11 protein-coding genes are annotated in these 19846 nt (G+C 70.8%); 8 read left to right on the top strand and 3 right to left on the bottom strand.

Features of this window, described 5'->3' with window-relative positions:
* Window positions 1-766 precede the first annotated feature (766 nt).
* From NRY95_15910 to NRY95_15880, 7 genes are all read left to right on the top strand, one after another.
* On the top strand, window positions 767-9448 hold the full coding sequence (locus NRY95_15910) for a cyclic beta 1-2 glucan synthetase (protein UYC15203.1): 8682 nt from the start codon (window positions 767-769) through the stop codon (window positions 9446-9448).
* Window positions 9421-9669, top strand: a complete 249-nt coding sequence (locus NRY95_15905) for a hypothetical protein (protein ID UYC15202.1) — start codon at window positions 9421-9423, stop codon at window positions 9667-9669. Before NRY95_15910 ends, NRY95_15905 begins: the two co-directional genes overlap by 28 nt.
* Window positions 9670-9855: 186 nt before the next feature.
* Window positions 9856-11019: a glutathione-dependent formaldehyde dehydrogenase gene (locus NRY95_15900; protein ID UYC15201.1), complete on the top strand. Its 1164-nt coding sequence runs from the start codon at window positions 9856-9858 to the stop codon at window positions 11017-11019.
* A 220-nt stretch (window positions 11020-11239) separates the two neighbouring features.
* Window positions 11240-12223, top strand: a complete 984-nt coding sequence (locus NRY95_15895; GenBank protein ID UYC15200.1) for an acyl-CoA dehydrogenase — start codon at window positions 11240-11242, stop codon at window positions 12221-12223.
* Window positions 12211-12972: a PIG-L family deacetylase gene (locus tag NRY95_15890; GenBank protein UYC15199.1), complete on the top strand. Its 762-nt coding sequence runs from the start codon at window positions 12211-12213 to the stop codon at window positions 12970-12972. Before NRY95_15895 ends, NRY95_15890 begins: the two co-directional genes overlap by 13 nt.
* Window positions 12969-13565 carry a nodulation S family protein gene (locus NRY95_15885; protein ID UYC15198.1) on the top strand — a complete coding sequence of 199 codons (597 nt, stop codon included), beginning with the start codon at window positions 12969-12971 and terminating at the stop codon, window positions 13563-13565. Before NRY95_15890 ends, NRY95_15885 begins: the two co-directional genes overlap by 4 nt.
* Window positions 13562-14260 (top strand): glycosyltransferase family 2 protein, encoded by a 699-nt coding sequence (locus NRY95_15880; protein ID UYC15197.1) that lies wholly within the window; start codon window positions 13562-13564, stop codon window positions 14258-14260. Before NRY95_15885 ends, NRY95_15880 begins: the two co-directional genes overlap by 4 nt.
* 704 nt (window positions 14261-14964) lie before the next feature.
* Here the strand turns inward: NRY95_15880 and NRY95_15875 are convergent.
* Together NRY95_15875 and NRY95_15870 are read right to left on the bottom strand one after the other, a co-directional pair.
* Window positions 14965-15126 carry a hypothetical protein gene (locus NRY95_15875; GenBank protein ID UYC15196.1) on the bottom strand — a complete coding sequence of 54 codons (162 nt, stop codon included), beginning with the start codon at window positions 15124-15126 and terminating at the stop codon, window positions 14965-14967.
* Window positions 15127-15390: 264 nt separating this feature from the next.
* Window positions 15391-17496 (bottom strand): catalase, encoded by a 2106-nt coding sequence (locus NRY95_15870; protein ID UYC15195.1) that lies wholly within the window; start codon window positions 17494-17496, stop codon window positions 15391-15393.
* 459 nt (window positions 17497-17955) lie between these two features.
* Here NRY95_15870 and NRY95_15865 point away from each other — a divergent pair, with 459 nt between their 5' ends.
* Window positions 17956-19431 carry a GGDEF domain-containing protein gene (locus tag NRY95_15865; protein UYC15194.1) on the top strand — a complete coding sequence of 492 codons (1476 nt, stop codon included), beginning with the start codon at window positions 17956-17958 and terminating at the stop codon, window positions 19429-19431.
* Window positions 19432-19446: 15 nt separating this feature from the next.
* Here NRY95_15865 and NRY95_15860 read toward each other — a convergent pair whose 3' ends face one another.
* Complete coding sequence (locus NRY95_15860; GenBank protein UYC15193.1) at window positions 19447-19815, bottom strand: VOC family protein; 369 nt, start codon at window positions 19813-19815, stop codon at window positions 19447-19449.
* Window positions 19816-19846: the final 31 nt, after the last annotated feature.

Raw genomic sequence — 19846 nt, 5'->3', positions numbered from 1 at the left:
GCCTATCCCGATCGCGTCGACGTGCCTGAGCGCTTGCTTGATCTGTGCGAGCGCCTGCCGGTGAGTTCGGGTCTTCGCTCGCGCAGGGCTTGATCGACAAGGCCCGTCGCGATTGAAGTCGCTCGCACAGTGTTGGGGGATCTCTGCAGAAAGCGCTTGCCGACAAGCCCCGGTCGCGGAAGCGGCGCCGCCGTCGGCGGGCCTTGCAGCCGAACAACGACAGGCCGGTCGCGGCGGCCCCGCGCGCATGGCCGGCATCGTTTGGGATGCCGGTGGCCGCGGGTGGTGCCGGCCGTGCGTGCCGGTGCGTCGGGTCGCGCAGCACCGCATCGAAGTCGATCGCCGCGGAGAACGTCTTGCCGCCGCGGATGACATCGTTCAAGGCCCGGCGGGTCGCTGCCATTCACCAGCGTCCGCGCGTGCTCGCCTCGCCTCCCAAGCGTCCGCATTCTGCGCAATCGCCCCGCGATCGCCGCGGATTTGCCCAGTCGGAGCCGTCGCACGCATCGGCGCCTGAACGCCATCGCTGCGCCGGGCGCCGGCCGCAGCGTCAACCGCGGCGTGGCGGCGCCTCGCGCGGCGCAGCAAGCGCGCCCGGCAATCGCGCGGACTGCGCTGCGCGCATTCACGCCTGGCGCTGCCGGCGCCTGTTAAGCATGGAACCAAGCGGGCCCTGTGGCCCCTCTGGATCATCATGGCGTCCCCTTGGCGTGCGTTGCGTAGACGGCTGCTTCCCTATCGGCGTGGCCTTTCCGGCGTGCGCGCGATGTTCCTGCAGCATGGCCGCACGCGGCCGCTGGCCGAAGAGCCGCTGCGCGCGCAGCTGCTCAGCGCCGAACAGATGGCCGCGCACGGCGAGGCCCTGGCGCACAGTCACCGGGTGCGCGGCGGGCGCAGCCCCGAGGTGTTGCTGGCGCGGCTGAAACAGAACGAGGACGTGCTGCGCGACGCCTTGGCGATGCTCGCGGCGATGGTCCGCGACGATATCCGCGTGACCCCGGCCGGCGAGTGGTTGCTGGACAACTTCTACCTGGTCGAAGAGCAGATCCTGATCGCGCGGCGCCATCTGCCCGCCGGCTACAGTCGCCAGCTGCCGACGCTGGCGCAGGGCGCATCGGCCGGGTTGCCGCGCGTCTATGCATTGTCGATGGACGCGATCGCGCATGGCGACGGCCGGATCGATGCCGACATGGCCAGCCGCTTCATCGCCGCCTACCAGACGGTGACGCCGCTGAAGCTGGGCGAGCTGTGGGCGATCCCGATCATGTTGCGCCTGGGCTTGCTGGAAAACCTGCGCCGGGTCGCGGCGCGGGTGATGCGCGACGGCATCGACCACCGCCTGGCCAGCGACTGGGCCGACCGGCTCAATACCGCCGCCGCGCAGGATCCCAAGAGCGTGGTGCTGGTGGTCGCGGACATGGCGCGCTCGCAGCCGCCGTTGTCCGGCGCGTTCGTCGCCGAACTGGTGCGCGGGCTGCACGGGCGCGGCGGGGTGCTGGCGATGCCGGTGAGCTGGGTCGAGCAGTGGCTGGCCGATGGCGGCCAGCGCATCGACGACATGGTGCATGCGGAGAGCCAGCAGCAGGCCGCCGACCAGGTCTCGATCAGCAACAGCATCGCCAGCCTGCGTTTTCTGGCAACGATGGATTGGCGCGATTTCGTCGAGGAGCTGAGCGTGGTCGAAGCGCATCTGCGCCGCGATCCGCACGGCACCTATGCGCAGATGGATTTCCAGACCCGCGACAGCTACCGGCACAGCGTCGAGCTGCTGGCGCGGCGCAGCGGCGCCAGCGAGGACGCGGTGGCCGAGTGCGTGCTGCAGCTGGCGCAGACGGCGGCATTGGACGACCGGCGCCATGTCGGCTACTACCTGGTCGACGACGGCCAGCGCGACCTGCCGGCGGCGATCGCCGCATTGCCGCGCGCGCGCCGGCGGCCGCACGTGGCGCGGCGCACGCTGCCGCTGCCGGCGTATCTGCTGCCGATCGCGGCGATCGCCGGCTTCGGCAGCTGGACCCTGCTCGAGCAGTTGCATGCGCTGGCCACGCTGCCGCCATGGCTGTGGGCCACGACCGCGCTGCTGGGCGCGCTGCTGTTCAGCGAGCTGGGCGTGGCGCTGGTCAACTGGGCGGCGACGCTGCTGGTGGCGCCGCGCACGCTGCCGCGGATGGATTTCTCCAAGGGCATCCCGGTGGGCGCGCGCACCCTGGTGGTGGTGCCGAGCATGCTCAGCGACGTGGCCACGATCGACGAACTGGCCGAGGCGCTGGAAGTGCGGTTCCTGGCCAACCGCGATGTGCAGCTGCATTTCGCGTTGCTGACCGATTTCCTGGACGCCGCGCAGGCGACGCTGCCCGGCGACGCGGCGCTGCTCGACCACGCCGCGCAGCACATCGCGCGGCTCAACCAGCGCTACGCGCCGGAGAGCGGCGACCGCTTCTTGCTGCTGCATCGCCCGCGCCTGTGGAGTGCCGGCGAACGCGCCTGGATCGGCCACGAACGCAAGCGCGGCAAGCTGGCGGCGCTGAACCGGCTGTTGCGCGGCGGTGCGGCCGATGCCGATTTCAGCGCGGCGATCGGCGCGACCGCGTTGCTGGCGCAGGTGCGCTATGTGATCACCCTGGACGCGGACACGCGGCTGCCGCGCGATGCGGCGCGCGAGTTCGTCGCGACCCTGGCGCATCCGCTGAACCGCGCGCGCATCGATCCGGCGCTGGGCCGGGTGACCCGCGGCTACGGCATCCTGCAGCCGAGCGTGGGCAGCAGCATGAGCGGCCACCGCATCACCCGCTACGCGCGCCTGTTCGGCAGCGAGCCGGGCATCGACCCGTATACGCGCACCGTGTCCGACGTGTACCAGGACCTGTTCGGCGAAGGCTCGTTCGTCGGCAAGGGCATCTACGACGTGGATGCGTTCGAGCAGGCCCTCGACGGCCGCCTGCCCGACAACCGCATCCTCAGCCACGACCTGCTGGAAGGCTGCTATGCGCGCGCCGGCCTGGTCAGCGACGTGCGCCTGTTCGAGGACTATCCGGCGCGCTACGCGGCCGACGTGAAGCGCCGCGCGCGCTGGATCCGCGGCGACTGGCAACTGCTGCCGTGGCTGCTGCCGTGGGTGCCGGACGGCGCCGGCCGCTACCGGCGCAATCCGCTGTCGATCCTGTCGCGCGGCAAGTTGCTGGACAACCTGCGCCGCAGCCTGGTGCCGATCGCCGCCACCGCGTTGTTGGCGACCGGTTGGCTGTGGCTGCCGCGGCCGGCGGCGTGGACCGCCTGGCTGCTGGGCCTGTTCGTGCTGCCGATCGTGGTGCCGGCGCTGCACGACGTGGTCGCCAAGCCGCTGGACATGGCCTGGCGCATGCATCTGGGCACGCTGGGCAAGGCGCTGAAGACGCAGTTGCAGCGCGCGCTGGTGACCCTGGCGTGCCTGCCGTACGAGGCCGGCTATGCCGCGCTGGCGATCGTGCGCACGCTGTGGCGGATGCTGGTCAGCCGGCGCCACCTGTTGCAATGGCACGCGTCCAGCGACGTGGCGCGCAGTCTCGGCCGCGGCAATGCGGCCGAGCTGGGCGGGATGGCGCCGGCGGCGCTGTTCGCGCTGGCGCTGCTGGGCGTGCTGGCGTGGCGGCAGCCGCAGGCGCTGTGGGTCGCCGCGCCGATCCTGGCGCTGTGGATCGCCGCCCCGGCACTGATGGCGTGGATGGGGCATGCCGCCGCGCCGCGCCGCGCGCAGCTGGCGCTGCCGCAGCGCGCCTTCCTTGGCCGGCTGTCGCGCCGCACCTGGGCGTTCTTCGAAGTGCACATGCGCGCGCAGGACCATTGGCTGCCGCCGGACAACGTGCAGGAGCATCCGCAGCTGGTGGTGGCGCGGCGCACCTCGCCGACCAATATCGGCCTGGCCCTGCTCGGCAATCTGGCCGCCTACGACCTGGGCTACCTGCAGCCGGGCGGGGTGATCGAACGCACCCGGCTGACCCTGGCGACGATGGAGACGCTGCCGCGCCATCGCGGCCATTTCTACAACTGGTACGACACCGAGACCCTGCTGCCGCTGCCGCCGGCCTATCTGTCGACGGTGGACAGCGGCAACCTGGCCGGGCATCTGCTGACCCTACGCCAGGGCCTGCTGGCGCTGTGCGATGCGCCGTTGCTGGCCACGGCGACCTTCGACGGGCTGGCCGACACGTTCGGCGTGCTGCGCGAGGCCGCGCATGACAATCCAGCCGCAGCGGCGGTGCCGCAGGCGGCGCTGCACGACTTCGATCAACGTCTGCAGGCGTTGTGCGCGGCCCCGCCGGGCACGCTGGCGCAGACCTGGCAGGTGTTGGCTGCGCTGGCCACGCAGGCGGCGGCGATCGCCGCGCAGTGGCCGCCGCCGGCCGCCACGGCGGAACGCTGCGCCGACGCGCTGGCGCCGCACTGGCCGCAGGCGTTGCTGGACGCATGCAACGCCGCGCAGCAGGAGCTGCGCGAGTTCGCACCGTGGGCGACGGCGGGCGATCACCGCGACGCCGCCTCCGCGCCTGCGGCCGAGACGCCGCTGCCGACGCTGCGTGCGCTGGCCGCGCAGACCCGCAGCGCGGAGGCCGCCGAGCGCGCGCGGGCGCGCATCCACCAGCTCGAGCGCCTGGCGCACATCGCCGGGCAGCTGTCGCTGATGGAATACGGCTTCCTCTACGATCCGGCGCGGCGCCTGCTGGCGATCGGCTACAACGTCGACGAACGGCGCCTGGACCAGGGCTACTACGACCTGCTGGCATCGGAAGCGCGGCTGTGCAGCTTCGTCGCCATCGCCCAGGGCCAGCTGCCGCAGGAAAGCTGGTTCGCGCTCGGCCGCCAGCTCACCGAAGTCGAGGGCGAAGCGACGCTGCTGTCGTGGAGCGGCTCGATGTTCGAATACCTGATGCCGCAGCTGGTGATGCCCAGCTATGCCGACACCCTGCTCGACCAGACCGCGGTGCACGCGGTCAACGCGCAGATCGCGCACGGTGAGCGGCACGCGGTGCCGTGGGGCGTGTCCGAGTCCGGCTACAACGCGGTCGATGCGCGGATGAACTACCAGTACCGCGCGTTCGGCGTGCCCGGGCTGGGGCTCAAGCGCGGGCTCGGCGACGATCTGGTGATCGCGCCATACGCCAGCATGATGGCGCTGATGGTGGCCCCGGAAGCGGCCTGCGCCAACCTGCAGCGGCTTTCCGAGTCCGGTTTCGGCGGCCGTTTCGGCCTGCACGAGGCGATCGACTACACCCCCAGCCGGGTGCCGCCGGGCCAGGATCATGCCGTGATCCGCTCGTACATGGCGCATCACCAGGGCATGGGCCTGCTGGCGCTGGACCATCTGCTGCGCGAGCAGCCGATGCAGAAGCGCTTCGCCGCCGATGCCGAATTCCAGGCCACCCTGTTGCTGCTGCAGGAACGGATTCCGCGGGTGGGCGTGTTCCATCCGCAGGAAGCCGACGGCCCCGCGCGCAGCGCCCAGGACGCGCGCGAGGACGAGACCCAACTGCGCGTGTTCCGCGATCCCGGCGCCTCGCGGCCGGCGGTGCAACTGCTCTCCAACGGCCGCTACCACGGCCTGCTCACCAGTGCCGGCGGCGGCTACAGCCGCATGCGCGACATGGCCATCACCCGCTGGCGCGAAGACGGCACCCGCGACCACTGGGGCAGCTTCTGCTATCTGCGCGACGTGGACAGCGGCGACTACTGGTCGGCCGCCTACCAGCCCACCGCGGTGGCGGTGGACCACTACGAAGCGATCTTCTCCGATGCCAAGGCCGAGTTCCGCGGGCGCAAGCGCGGCTTCGACACGCACCTGGAAGTGGCCATCTCCGCCGAGGACGACATCGAGCTGCGCCGCCTGCGGGTCAGCAACCGCTCGCGGCAGCCGCGCACCATCGAGATCACCACCTACGCCGAAGTGGTGCTGGCCCCGGCCATCGCCGACGAACTGCATCCGGCCTTCAGCAACCTGTTCGTGCAGACCGAGATCGCCCGCGACAGGCAGGCGCTGCTGTGCACGCGGCGCACGCGCGCGCACGACGAGGTGGCGCCGTGGATGTTCCACCTGGTGGCGGTGCACGATGCGCATATCGGCGCGATTTCCTACGAGACCGACCGCGCGCGCTTCCTCGGCCGCGGCAACAGCGCGCGCACCCCGCGTGCCCTGAGCCAGGATGCGGTGCTGTCCGACACCGCCGGCTCGGTGCTCGACCCGGTGGTCGCGATCCGCTGCCGGATCGTGCTGGCGCCGGAACAGACCGCGATGATCGACATCGTCTACGGCGTCGGCGGCGACCGCGACGCCTGCACGGCGCTGATCGACAAGTACCGCGACCGGCGCCTGGCCGACCGCGTGTTCGACCTGGCCTGGACCCACAGCCAGGTGGTGCGCCGCCAGATCAACGCCTCGCAGGCCGATGCGCAGCTGTACGAGCGCCTGGCCGGGCTGATGGTGTACGTGCATCCGGCGCTGCGCGCCGACAGCGAACTGCTGCTGCAGAACCGGCGCGGCCAGTCCGGGCTGTGGGGCCATGCGATCTCCGGCGACCTGCCGATCACGCTGCTGCAGATCGGCGATGCCGACAACATCGAGCTGGTCCGGCAGATGGTGCAGGCGCATGCGTACTGGCGGCTCAAGGGCCTGCATGCGGACCTGGTGATCTGGAACGAGAGCCAGAGCGGCTACCGGCAACAGCTGCAGGAACAGATCCTGGGCATGGTCGCCGCCGATCCGGACGCCAGCGTGCTGGAGCGCCCCGGCGGCATCTTCGTGCGCCCGGTGCAGAACATCTCGCAGGAAGACCGCATCCTGCTGCAGGTGGTGGCGCGGGTCATCGTCAGCGACCAGCGCGGCACCCTGGCCGCGCAGATCGGCCGGCACCTGCCGCCGCCGCGCGGCGTGCCCGAGCTGGTGCCGTTGCCCGCCGCCGCGTTGGCGCAGGCGCAGTCGCTGGCACCGCTCGCGCATGCGACCGGCGATGCGCACGAGGATCCATGGCCGTTCGCGCCGGCGCACGCGCAGGTGCTGTTCGACAACGGCACCGGCGCCTTCGCCGCCGATGGCCGCGAATACCTGGTCGCGCTGCGCGAGGGCGCGCCGACCCCGGCGCCGTGGGCCAACGTGCTGGCCAACGCGCAGCTGGGCACGGTGCTCAGCGAAAGCGCCGCCGGCTACACCTGGTTCGAGAACGCGCACGAGTTCCGCCTGTCGCCCTGGCACAACGACCCGGTCGGCGATACCTGCGGCGAAGCGTTCTACCTGCGCGACGAAGACAGCGGCCGGGTGTGGTCGCCGCAAGCGCTGCCGCGCCGCGGCGAAGGCGACTACCGCACCCGCCACGGCTTCGGCTACAGCGTCTACGAGCACGTGCACGACGGCATCGCCAGCGAACTGTGGGTGTACGTGGCGCTGCACGAGGCGGTGAAGTTCTCGGTGCTGAAGCTGCGCAACCTGTCCGGGCGCAGCCGGCGCCTGTCGGCGACCGGCTATGTGGAATGGGTGCTGGGCGACCTGCGGGTGAAATCGCAGATGCACGTGGTCACCGAACAGGACGGCGCGCAGGGCGCGCTGCTGGCGCGCAATCCGTACAACGCCGAGTTCTCCGCGCGCACCGCGTTCTTCGACGTGGACGCGGCCACGCGCAGTTGCAGCGGCGACCGGACCGAGTTCCTCGGCCGCAATGGCGACATGAGCGACCCGCAGGCGCTGCGCCGCGAACGCCTGTCCGGGCGCCTCGGCGCCGGGCTGGATCCGTGCGCGGCGATCCAGGTGCCGCTGACCCTGGCCGCCGGCGCCGAGTGCGAGACCGTGTTCCGGCTCGGCGCCGGCAAGGACCAGGACGCGGCGGTGGAGCTGGCGCGGCGCCTGCGCGGCCGCGATGCCGCGCACGACGCGCTGGATGCGGTGCGCATCCATTGGCGCCAGCTGCTCGGCGGCTTGCAGGTGAAGACCCCAGATCCCAGCGTGGACCTGCTGGTCAACGGCTGGCTGCCGTACCAGACACTGGCCTGCCGCTACCTGGCGCGAAGCGGCTATTACCAGTCCGGTGGCGCGTTCGGTTTCCGCGACCAGCTGCAGGACATGATGGCGCTGGTCCACGCCACCCCGGCGCTGGCGCGCGAGCACCTGCTGGCCAGCGCCGCGCACCAGTTCCCGCAGGGCGACGTGCTGCACTGGTGGCATCCGCCGCAGGACCGCGGCGTGCGCACGCGCTGTTCGGACGACTACCTGTGGCTGCCGCTGGCGGCGTGCCGCTACCTGCAGGTCACCGGCGACCGCGGCGTGCTCGACGAAGACGTGCGCTACATCGAAGGCCGCGCGGTCGGCGCCGACGAGGAGTCGTACTACGACCTGCCGGCGCCGTCGAGCCAGCGTGCGCCGCTGTACGCGCACTGCGTGCAGGCGCTGCGCCGCGGCATGGCCCTGCTCGGCGGGCGCGGCCTGCCGCTGATCGGCACCGGCGACTGGAACGACGGCATGAACCGGGTGGGCGAGGGCGGCAAGGGCGAGAGCGTGTGGCTGGGCTTCTTCCTGTTCCATGTGCTGCAGCAGTTCGCGGCGCTGGCGCGCGGCCGCGAGGATGCGGCCTTCGCCGACGAGTGCGAGGCGGCGGCGCATGCGCTGCGCGGCAATCTCGAGGCGCATGCCTGGGATGGCGATTGGTACCGGCGCGCCTGGTTCGACGACGGCACTGCGCTGGGTTCGGCGCAAAACACCGAATGCCGCATCGACTCGATCTCGCAGAGCTGGTCAGTGCTGTCCGGCGCGGCCGAACCGGCGCGTGCGCGGCAGGCGATGGCCGCGCTGGACCGGCACCTGGTCAAGCGCGATGCCGGCCTGATCCAACTGCTGGAGCCGCCGTTCGACCGCATCGCGCACGACCCCGGCTACATCCGCGGCTACGTGCCGGGCGTGCGCGAGAACGGCGGGCAATACACGCATGCGGCGGTGTGGGCGGCGATGGCCTTCGCCCGGCTCGGCGATGGCGAACGCGCCTGGGAACTGGCGCGGATGATCAACCCGATCCGGCACAGCCTGGATGCGGCGGCCAGCGAGCACTACAAGGTCGAACCCTACGTGCTGGCCGCCGACGTCTACGGCGTGGCGCCGCACGTGGGCCGCGGCGGCTGGACCTGGTACACCGGTTCGGCCGGGTGGATGTACCGGCTGCTGGTCGAATCGCTGCTCGGCCTGCAGCGCGAAGGCGACAGCCTGCAGCTGCGGCCGTGCCTGCCGGCCGACTGGGAGCGCTGCGAACTGCAGTACCGCCACGGCAGCAGCACGTATCACATCGAACTGCTGCAGCACGCCGCCGAGCAGGCAGGCGATGCCGCCGACAGCGCCGGCCTGTTCGTGGACGGGGTGCTTCAGCAGGACGCGCGCATCGTCCTGGCCGACGACGGCAAGGCGCATCGCGTGCAATGGCGGCAGCCGCGCGCGCCGGCATGAACACGCACGCGCAAACGCAGGCGGCGTTGGCGCATATGGCGGCGATGCTGCCGGAATGGACCGCGCATCTGCGCCATCCGGAAGAGTTCTGGCCGCAATTCAGCGCGCTCGCGCAGGAGCTGCTGGACGCGGCGGATCCAGGCGATCGCACGCACGCGCGGCAAGCGTTGGCGACGATGCTTGCCGATTACGCGATCGACGCGCGCCTGCTGCCGCACTGAATCGCCTCGTCGCTCCACGGGCAGGCGCCAGTGTGCGGATTGCGCGGCAAGCCATGGCGTGCCTCAGCGCCGCGCCGCAGGGCGCTGCGCCGATCCCGCCACGCTGGCCTCACGGCATGGTCACCCCGGTTGCACGTCGCCTGCGGCAACACTGCGCTCCACGCCGTCGCAAGAGGACACCATCCGATGCAAGCTCTCACCTATCACGGCACCAAGGACGTGCGTGTGGAAACCGTTCCCGATCCGGTCCTGGTCGATGCCGACGACATCGTGCTGCGGGTCACCGCGACCGCGATCTGCGGCTCGGACCTGCACCTGTACCGCGGCAAGATTCCCGACCTGCACAGCGGCGACGTGCTCGGCCACGAGTTCATGGGCGTGGTCGAGGACGTTGGTCCCGAGGTAACGCGGGTGAAAAAGGGCGACCGCGTGGTGATCCCGTTCGTGATCGCCTGCGGCGAGTGCTTCCACTGTCGCCTGACCGAATACGCCGCCTGCGAGACCACCAATACCGGCAAGGGCGCCGCGCTGAACCAGAAGGGCATCCGCCCGCCGGCGGCGCTATTCGGCTACAGCCATCTGTACGGCGGCGTGGCCGGCGGCCAGGCCGAGTACGTGCGCGTGCCCAAGGCCAACGTCGGCCCGCTGGTGGTGCCGGACGCCCTGCACGACGAGCAGGTGCTGTTCCTGTCCGACATCCTGCCCACCGGCTACCAGGCCGCGCTCAATGCGGGCGTCGGGCAGGGCAGCACCGTGGCGATCTTCGGCGCCGGTCCGGTCGGGCTGATGACCGCCGCCTGTTGCCGCATGCTCGGCGCCGAGCGCATCTTCATGGTCGACCGTTATCAATACCGCCTGGATTTCGCGCAGAAGACCTATGGCGTGATCCCGCTCAATTTCGAGGAGATCGACGATCCGGCCGACATCATCGTCGGCCAGACCGACGGCCGCGGGGTGGATGCGAGCATCGACGCGGTCGGCTTCGAGGCCAAGGGCAGCACCGTGGAAACGGTGATGGCCACGCTGAAGCTGGAAGGCAGCAGCGGCACCGCGTTGCGCCAGTGCATTGCCGCCACCCGCCGCGGCGGCACGGTCAGCGTGCCCGGCGTGTATGCCGGTTTCATCCACGGCTTCCTGTTCGGCGACGCCTTCGACAAGGGCCTGAGCTTCAAGATGGGGCAGACCCACGTGCAGCGTTTCCTGCCGGAACTGCTGGAGCATATTGGCGAGGGCCGGCTCAAGCCGAACGAGATCATCACCCATCGGATGGGGCTGGCGCAGGCCGCCGATGGCTATGCGATCTTCGACAAGAAGGAGCAGGACTGCCGCAAGGTCATCCTGACGCCGTAACGCGACGTGTCGCGTCGCCGCCGTCGCGCTCCACGGAGCCGATGGCGGCCGCGGCCGGCACGTGCATGAACTCTTTATCGATGTGCACGCCACCGCGCGGCGCACACACGCTGCGTGGGCGCCGCGCCTGTTGTGATCGCGGCGACGCTCAGGCAGCGCCTGCCGCGCACCGCGTCGCGGCGATCGCCTGTGCCATTGCCGAATCTCCAGAGAGACCTCCTTGACCGAACTGCTTTCCCCTGCCGCCTTGGGCGACGCCCGCGATCTGCGCAGCGCCGCCTTGCGCGTGCTCGAACGCTATCCGCAGCTGCCGCTGCCCGGCGCCGGCAGCACCCTGGACCGCTGGCGGATCCTGGCCGAGATCGCCGCCGCCGACGTATGCCTGGCCAAGGTGCTGGAGGCGCATTACGACGCGCAGGCGATCCTGGCCGAACTCGGCACCGCCGCGGCAGCGCCTGGCCAGCTGTTCGCGGTCTGGGCCGCCGAAGCGCCGGATGCGCGCCTGGTTTATCGCATGGACGCCGCGCAGCATGGTGAGGTGCACGGCCGCAAGGCCTGGTGTTCCGGCGCCGGCATCGTCGACGCTGCGTTGCTCACTGCGCACGACGAGGACCGCCAGCAGTTGGTGCAGGTACACCTGCGCCAGCCCGGCATCGGCATCGACACGCAGGCCTGGGCGGCGGTGGGCATGGCGCGCGTGGTCAGCGGGCCGGTGACGTTCGCTGCGGTGCCGGCCAGCGCGATCGGCGCGCCGGGCGAGTATCTGACGCGTCCGGGGTTCTGGCACGGCGGCGCCGGCATCGCCGCCTGCTGGTTCGGCGCGGCGACCGCGGTGGCCGAGCGCCTGCGCGCGCATCCCAAGCTGCCGCGCGACGCGCACGCGGCGATGCACCTGGGCGCGATCGACCAGCAGCTCGGCGCGGCGCGCGCGCTGCTGCGCGAACTGGCCGCGGCCATCGACGCCGCCCCCGAAGACGAGCACCGGCATGCGGTGATCCGGCTGCGTTCATTCGTGGAGCGGGCGGCGAGCGACGTGCTCGATCGCGTCGGCCGCGCGCTGGGACCGGCGCCGCTGTGCAGCGATCGCGAACATGCCATGCGCTGCGCCGATCTGGCCGTATTCGTGCGCCAGAGCCATGCCGAACACGATTGGGCGGCGCTGGGCCAGGCGCTGGGCGAGCAGGCGCAACCATGGCGGCTGTGAGCGCGCCGCGGATCCACGGCGACGGTACGCCGGAGCCGGCATGGCAGCGCTCGCCGTGGCTGGCGGCCTTGCCGCAGCGCCCTGTCGAGGACCTGATCGCCGACGCATCCAGGCTGGTGGTGGTGTCGCCGCATCCGGACGACGAAGTGCTGGGCTGCGGCGGCGCGCTCGCCTGTGCGCGGCGGCTGCGCGTGCCGGTGTGCCTGATCGCGGTGACAGATGGCGAAGCCTGCTATCCGGACGATCCGTACTGGACGCCGCAGCGCCTGCGCGCCGTGCGCCGCGCCGAACTGGCCGCCGCCGCGCAGTGCCTGGGCGTGGACGCCGCTGCGATCTGCCACCTGCGCATCGCCGACGGCCAGGTCGGCCAGCGCGAATTCGTGGTCGCCGAACAGATCCACGCGCACTTGCATGCCGGCGATCTGGTGCTGACGACGTGGCGCCACGACGGCCATCCCGACCACGAAGCCACCGCGCGCGCGGTGCGGCGCGCCGTCGCCGCCTGCGATGCGCGCATGGCCGAATTCCCGGTGTGGGCCTGGCACTGGATGGACGCCGGCGCGCCGCAGCAGGCGCTGCCTGGCGCGGTTCGCTACGTGCTGGACGATGCCGACTGGCAAGCCAAGCAACAGGCGCTGCGTTGCTTCGCCTCGCAGCTGGGCACCGCGCAGCCGGCGGTGCCGGCACCGATCCTGCCGCCGCAGGTGCTGCAACGTTTCGCCCGCCGCTTCGAGGTCTTTGCCGCATGAGTTCGGTCCAGCAGTATTTCGGCGCCATCTACCGCGACGACGATCCGTTCGGCTATCGCGAGCGCTGGTACGAGGCGCGCAAGCGCGACCTGTTGCTGGCCAGCCTGCCGCGCGCGCGTTTCGGGCGCGCCTGGGAAGTGGGCTGCTCCAACGGCGAACTCACCGCGGCGCTGGCGCCGCGCTGCGATGCGCTCTTGGCCACCGACCTGTCCGAGCGCGCGGTGGCCCTGGCCGCGCAACGCAACGCCGGCACCGCGCACGTGCGCGTGCAGCAGGCCGAACATCCGCACAGCTGGCCGCCGGGCCGTTTCGACCTGATCGTGTTCAGCGAGGTCGGCTACTACCTGCCGTTGCCGCTGCTGCAGGACTGCATCCAGCGCCTGCGCGCATCGTTGACCGGGCAGGGCGTGCTGGTCGCCTGCCATTGGCTGCATCCGTTCGCGCAGGCGTGCATGGATGGACGCGCGGTGCACGCCTGCCTGGCGCAGACCCTGCAGCTGCCGCGCCTGTTGCGCTACGAGGACGAGGACGTGCTGCTCGAAGCCTGGAGCGCCACCCCGTATTCGGTTGCCGCCGCGGAGCGACTGCGGTGATCGCGGTGCTGATTCCGGCGCACGACGAGGAACTGCTGATCGGCGCCTGCCTGCGCTCGGTGGCGCTGGCGGCGCAATGCGCCGGCCTGCGCGGCGAGCCGGTGCAGGTGTTCGTTGCCCTGGACCGCTGCAGCGACGGCACCGCCGGCATCGTCGCCGCGCACGGCGCGCAGGCCATCGTGCTGCAGGCCGGCAATGTCGGCAGCGCCCGCGCCGCGGCAGCGCAGGCCGCGCTGGCCGCCGGCGCGCGCTGGCTGGCCTGCACCGACGCCGATTCGGTGGTGCCGGCGAACTGGCTGTCGGCGCAGCTGGACTGCGCCAGCGACGCGTTCTGCGGCATCGTCACGGTCGGCGACTGGGACGACTACGACAGCGCGATGCGCGATGCCTACCGCGCCGGCGAATGCCGCCGCGACGACCACCCGCACGTGCATGGCGCCAACCTTGGCATCAGCGCCGCGCTGTACCGGCGCTGCGGCGGCTTCCTGCCGCTGGCCGCGCACGAGGACGTGGCCCTGGTCGCGGCGATGGTGCGCGCGGATGCGCGGATCGCACGCCGCGCGCAGCCGGTGGTGGTCACCAGCGCCCGACGCGTGGCGCGGGCGCGCGGCGGCTTCAGCGATTACCTGAAGCAGATGGAGCGCAGCCTGGCCGAATCGCTGCTGGCGGCCCCCGGCGGCGACGTGCTGGCCTGAGCCTGCGTGGCGCATGTCCGCAACCGATCGGCCTGACAGCCGCACGTGCATGGCCCCTCTCCCGTCGGGAGAGGGGGTGGGGTGAGGGTCCGGCGCGCAGCGTCGCGCGAAGTGTGGGCGTACGAAGCTGCGCCCGCACCCTCATCTGGCGCTGCGCGCCACCTTCTCCCGGTGGGAGAAGGGAATAGCCGCACGTGCATGGCCCCTCTTCCGCCGGGAGAGGGGGTGGGGTGAGGGTCCGGCGCGCAGCGTCGCGCGAAGTGTGGGCGTACGAAGCTGCGCCCGCACCCTCATCCGGCGCTGCGCGCCACCTTCTCCCGGTGGGAGAAGGGAATAGCCGCGCGTGCATGGCCCCTCTCCCGTCGGGAGAGGGGGGGGGTGAGGGTCCGGCGCGCAGCGACTCGCGGAGTTTGGGCACAGCAGGTTGCGCCCAAACTCACATCCGGCCCTGCGGGCCATGTCCCCCCGAAAAGGACGCCATGGTCCCGACCAGGTGAAGGCCCCGCCAGCAAGCCCAGATCCGTGGCCATGTCCGTCTGATGACGGCGGCGATCCAGCGGCCTGCGCGGGACGCGACCCGTGCCAGGGCAATGCGCATTCAGCCAGAAACGTGGAACCGCGCTGGCGGCGGCCATGCCTCGGGATAAGTTTTGTCTCGCGTTTGTTGCGGGACAGCAACCGGCCCGGACGCAGATCGACGCTTGTCAATAGGCGATGAATGGATTCTCTTTTTTTTCAATCACTTGGCTCATGGCGCCTGCTGCGCCGGCGCGCGCCACGTTGTCCACAAGGGGTGTGGATGACTTCTGCATAAGGGTGTGGATAAGCCCGTCGCGGCCACGTGCCACAAGACTGTCAAGAGACATGGCGAAAAATTAGACAGGGCGATGTTCGGCGCCAACCTGCGCGCCATTGCGGGGGTGGCGGCAATGCCGTTCGTCGGCTGTGGGCAAGCCGCTCCAGGCCCGCGTTGCGGCCATGACATCGCGTCGGTGGGCGGCTCGCCGGCCGCTCGGGACCGCGCTGGATCCTGACCGGGGAGCGTCCGTTGCGATCCGCCGCCGCAAACCAAAACCGCGCCATGCGCAGGCATGGCACGGTCGGGGCAGGGTGCCGTTGGCGACGCAGGCTCAGGCCAGCATGCGCAGCTTCGGTTCGCGGTCCCACTGGCGGGTCTTGGCCGCCTCGATGAAGCCCTTGCCGTTGCCGGCATCGACCACGCCGGCGTCCTTGACCACGTTGCCGGCCTTCAGCAGCGGCTGCGCGCCGGCGTCGGCGGCGATCGCCTTCAGGTGCGCGAAGGCGTTGCTGACGAAATCGACCGCCGCCGACTCCTTGCTCAGCAGCTTGCCCGCCTCGGCCGACAGCACCACCGCCACCGCGTCGAACACGAACGACGGGGTGCCGGCCAGCTGCCCGTCCGCGGCCAGCTTCTTGCCGTCGCTGAGCTTGGCGCCGCCCAGCTTCGGCGCGACGATCTTGACCGTGGCGCCAGCGTCGCGCGCCGCCTTCTGCAGCGCCTTCACCGTCGCCGCGTCGGAACCGTCGTGGACCAGGATGCCGATCGTGCGGCCCTGCAGGGTGGGCTTCATCTTGCCGATGATCTGCAACGCCGGCGACGGCGGCATGTCCTGCGGCGCGACCGCGGCCGCTGGCGCCGGCGGCAACGCGTCCATGCCCAGGCCGTCGGCCACGCGCTGCGCCAGCGCCGGATCGATGTGGCGCAGGTGCCCGACCACGGCCTCACGCACATGCGCGGTCTCCACCTTCGACAGCTCGAACACCAGCGCCGAGGCGACGTGCGCCTGCTCCGGCTTGCTCTGGCTGCGGAAGAACATGCGTGCCTGGCTGTAGTGGTCGGCGAAGCTCTCCGCGCGCACGCGGCCCTTGCCGCCGTCCTCGCTGGGCGTGGCGTGGCTGGGGAAACCGCGCGCGCTTTCGCGCGGGGTGTCGCCCTGCAGCGAGCTGGGCTCGTAGGCCACGCGGCCCTTGGGCACGCCCATCTGCATGTGGCCGTCGCGCTGCATGTTGGCGAACGGGCACTTCGGCGCGTTGATCGGGATCTGGTGGAAGTTCGGCCCGCCCAGGCGGCTGAGCTGGGTGTCCAGGTAGGAGAACAGGCGGCCCTGCAGCAGCGGATCGTTGGAGAAATCGATGCCGGGCGCGATGTTGGCCGGGCAGTAGGCCACCTGCTCGGTCTCGGCGAAGAAGTTGTCCGGCCAGCGGTCCAGCACCATGCGCCCGACGATCCGCAGCGGCACCAGTTCTTCCGGGATCAGCTTGGTGGAATCGAGATGGTCGAACGGGAATTTGGCCGCCTCTTCTTCGGTGAACAGCTGCACGCCCAGCTCCCATTCCGGGAAATCGCCTTGCTGGATCGCTTCGAACAGATCGCGGCGATGGAAATCCGGATCGGCGCCGGCCAGCTTCACCGCCTCGTCCCACACCGTGGATTGCAGGCCGAGCTTGGGCCGCCAATGGAACTTGACGAAGGTACTGTTGCCGTTCGCATCGAGCAGGCGGAAGCTGTGGATGCCGAAGCCTTCGATCATGCGCAGCGAGCGCGGAATGGTGCGGTCGCTCATCGCCCACATGATCATGTGCAGCGATTCGGGAGTCAGCGAGATGAAGTCCCAGAACGTGTCGTGAGCGCTGGCCGCCTGCGGGAAGCCGCGGTCCGGCTCCATCTTCACCGCATGGATCAGGTCCGGGAACTTGATCGCGTCCTGGATGAAGAACACCGGGATGTTGTTGCCGACCAGGTCCCAGTTGCCTTCCTTGGTGTAGAACTTGACCGCGAAGCCGCGCACGTCGCGCGGCGTGTCCACCGAGCCGGCACCGCCGGCGACGGTGGAGAAGCGGGTGAACACCGGTGTCTTGACCCCGACCTCGGTGAGGATCTTGGCGGTGGTGTACTTGTCCAGCGAGGCGGTCAGTTCGAAATAGCCGTGCGCGGCGCTGCCGCGCGCATGCACGATGCGCTCGGGGATGCGTTCGTGGTCGAAGTGGGTGATCTTCTCGCGCAGGATGAAATCTTCCAGCAACGTCGGCCCGCGTGGGGTGGCGCGCAGCGAGTTCTGGTTGTCGGCGATCGGAATGCCCTGATTGGTGGTCAGCGGCGGATGCGTGCCGCCGGCGCTCTGGTGCAGTTCGTCGCCGCGACCGCGCTGGTCGGCGACGGCGCTGGTATCGACGGGGGGGCTGGATTTGCTGGGCTTGCGGGACGGGCTGGCCATGAATGAACGCTCCGGGGGATGAGGCGGGGACGGCTAGGACATTCGCGCTGCGAATGGATGCGCAATGCGCGGAAAGGGACGCCGTCAGGATTCGGGTCGATGCTGTGCCGGCAGGCGTGAACGATCCGTGCAACCTGTCCGAGCATGGCGTGAGGACGGGGCTGCGGCCTGTGGCGCGGGTCGCCGAAAGGGGAGGTGACCCGCGGTGCGTGATTGGTGCGGAAGGGTGCGGCTGCTGCTGCCGGATGGCGTCGTCGCCGGCATGTGCGGTGCGCCGTGAGCGCGTCCGCTGCGGCTGGCCTGTCGCGGCGCGGGCATTGCCGCTAAGCTGGAGCTACAGGAAGACGGCGGGGAGCCGATAGAGCGTTGAGCATCGCTCCTTGCAGGGGCGCTGCAAGTGTGGGGGGTGTGCAGCGGCAGCGGCCGACGCAGTGCAGTGGCGTGCGACGGAGACCGAACGTGTTCTTGCCTATCGTCGTGATCGGATTGTTGCTCGCGCATGCGCTGGTCGCGCACGCTGGCGGCACCAGCATGCCTGCTGCGCAATGGTGCGGCCTGGCGGTACAGGCGATGGCGGTGCTGGCCGTGTTGCGCCGGCTGTGGCGTGCGCCGGCGGTGGACCGGATGCCGTGGCGGCTGCTGGGCTACATGGTCGGCGTGCAGATGCTGTGGACCGGCTGCAACCTGCTGGCATTGCTGTTTCCGCTGTACGGTCCCGTGCTGCAGAAACTGGGCGTGATGTTTTCCGGCTCGTCGATGATCCCGGCGCTGTACCTGATCGCACGCTCGTTCAACCGGTCGCAGCCGCGGCTGATCGTGGCACTGGATGCAGTGCTGGCGCTGGTCGGCGCCGGCCTGCTATTCCTGCTGATCGACCTGGCGCTGTCGTCGAGCAATGGTTTCTCAGAACCCGACGTCAGCCTGATCATCAATCACGCCGATGCGATCGACCTGCTGCTCGCGTCGATGGCCACGCTGCGCCTGCTCGGGGCCGGCGGCTGCAGCCGTCGCCATTTCTATCTCAGCGCCTGCGTCTACCTGTGGATCAACGGCGCGGTGGCGGCGCTGTACAACCGCATCGAGCTGGGCGGGCTGCCGTGGTGGGGCGGGCTGCTGATCGATCTGCCCGGCATGGCGCTGGTGCTGGTGGCGTCGCTGCCGCGGGGGCGCTGGCTGCGCCACGCGCGGCCGAGCCTGCGCGGCGCGGAGCTGATCGCCGCGTTCGCGCCGATCGTGTTCTCGCTGGCGGTGCTGCTGCTGGCGATCAGCGTGTCGCGGGTGAGCTTCTTCTGGGGCATGGCTGCGGCCACGCTGGCGGTGATGGTGTACGGCGCGCACGTGGCGTTCCTGCACAGCGAGCATCTGGAGATCCAGCGGCTGAGCCGGGTGAGCACGCGCCGCCTGCAGCAGCAGGTGGCGCGCGATCCGCTGACCGGCATCGCCAACCGCGTCGGCCTGGCGGCGCGGCTGCGCGACCTGGACGGCGGCCTGGACTGCTCGCTGCTGATGATCGACATCGATTTCTTCAAGCAGTTCAACGACAGCCACGGCCACGTGGTCGGCGACGCCTGCCTGGTGGAGGTGGCCACCGCGCTGGCCGAGGCCTTGCCCGCGCACACCGCCACGGTGGCGCGCTACGGCGGCGAGGAATTCGCGGTGGTGCTGCCGGACACCGTGGCCGACGCCGCGCACGCGATCGCGCGGCGCCTGCTGGCGACGGTCGAGCAGCGGCAGATCCCGCACCCGGCCAGCCCGCTGGGCGTGGTCACGGTCAGCATCGGCATCGCCACCCACCCGGCCAGCGCCGAGGCGGCGATCGATCTGCTGCACCACGCCGACGCCGCGCTGTACCGCGCCAAGCGCAATGGCCGCAATCGCTGCGCGCATGCGCGGGACGCGGCGGCGGAGATGCAGGGCGTGGCCGCGCCAGGCTGAGGCGCGCGCGGGCGCTTAGCCGGCGCGTGGCTCCATCAGTTCGATCCGATTGCCGAAAGGATCCTCGACGTAGCGCCGTTCGTAGCCGTCCAGCGGCTGGTCTTCGGCAACCCGATAGCCGCCGGCGGTCAGCGCCTGGACCAGATCGGCGAGACCCGTGACGATGAACGCGGGATGGGCCTTCCTGGCCGGGCGGAAATCCTGTTCCACCCCGAGGTGGACCTTGAGCGCGCCGCGTTCGAACCAGCAGCCGCCGCGCGCCGCCAGATGCGCCGGCTTGGGCACTTCGGGGATGCCGAGCGCGCCTGCGTAGAACGCGCGCGCCGCCGCTTCGCCGCCGGCCGGCATCGCAAGCTGCACGTGATCCAGTTTCTCCACGGCCATGTGCGCGGCTCCGCGTCGGGCATCGAAAACG

The organism is Xanthomonas campestris pv. phormiicola, from assembly GCA_025666215.1.
Taxonomy (GTDB): domain Bacteria; phylum Pseudomonadota; class Gammaproteobacteria; order Xanthomonadales; family Xanthomonadaceae; genus Xanthomonas_A; species Xanthomonas_A campestris_A.
This window is presented reverse-complemented; position numbering and strand designations above follow the sequence as displayed.

Bases quoted from the DNA above. Each gene is read 5' to 3' on its own strand.
- NRY95_15910 (UYC15203.1), top strand. From the start codon at position 767: ATGTTCCTGCAGCATGGCCGCACGCGGCCGCTGGCCGAAGAGCCGCTG.
- NRY95_15905 (UYC15202.1), top strand. From the start codon at position 9,421: ATGGCGGCAGCCGCGCGCGCCGGCATGAACACGCACGCGCAAACGCAG.
- NRY95_15900 (UYC15201.1), top strand. From the start codon at position 9,856: ATGCAAGCTCTCACCTATCACGGCACCAAGGACGTGCGTGTGGAAACC.
- NRY95_15890 (UYC15199.1), top strand. From the start codon at position 12,211: ATGGCGGCTGTGAGCGCGCCGCGGATCCACGGCGACGGTACGCCGGAG.
- NRY95_15885 (UYC15198.1), top strand. From the start codon at position 12,969: ATGAGTTCGGTCCAGCAGTATTTCGGCGCCATCTACCGCGACGACGAT.
- NRY95_15875 (UYC15196.1), bottom strand. From the start codon at position 15,126: ATGTCTCTTGACAGTCTTGTGGCACGTGGCCGCGACGGGCTTATCCAC.
- NRY95_15870 (UYC15195.1), bottom strand. From the start codon at position 17,496: ATGGCCAGCCCGTCCCGCAAGCCCAGCAAATCCAGCCCCCCCGTCGAT.
- NRY95_15860 (UYC15193.1), bottom strand. From the start codon at position 19,815: ATGGCCGTGGAGAAACTGGATCACGTGCAGCTTGCGATGCCGGCCGGC.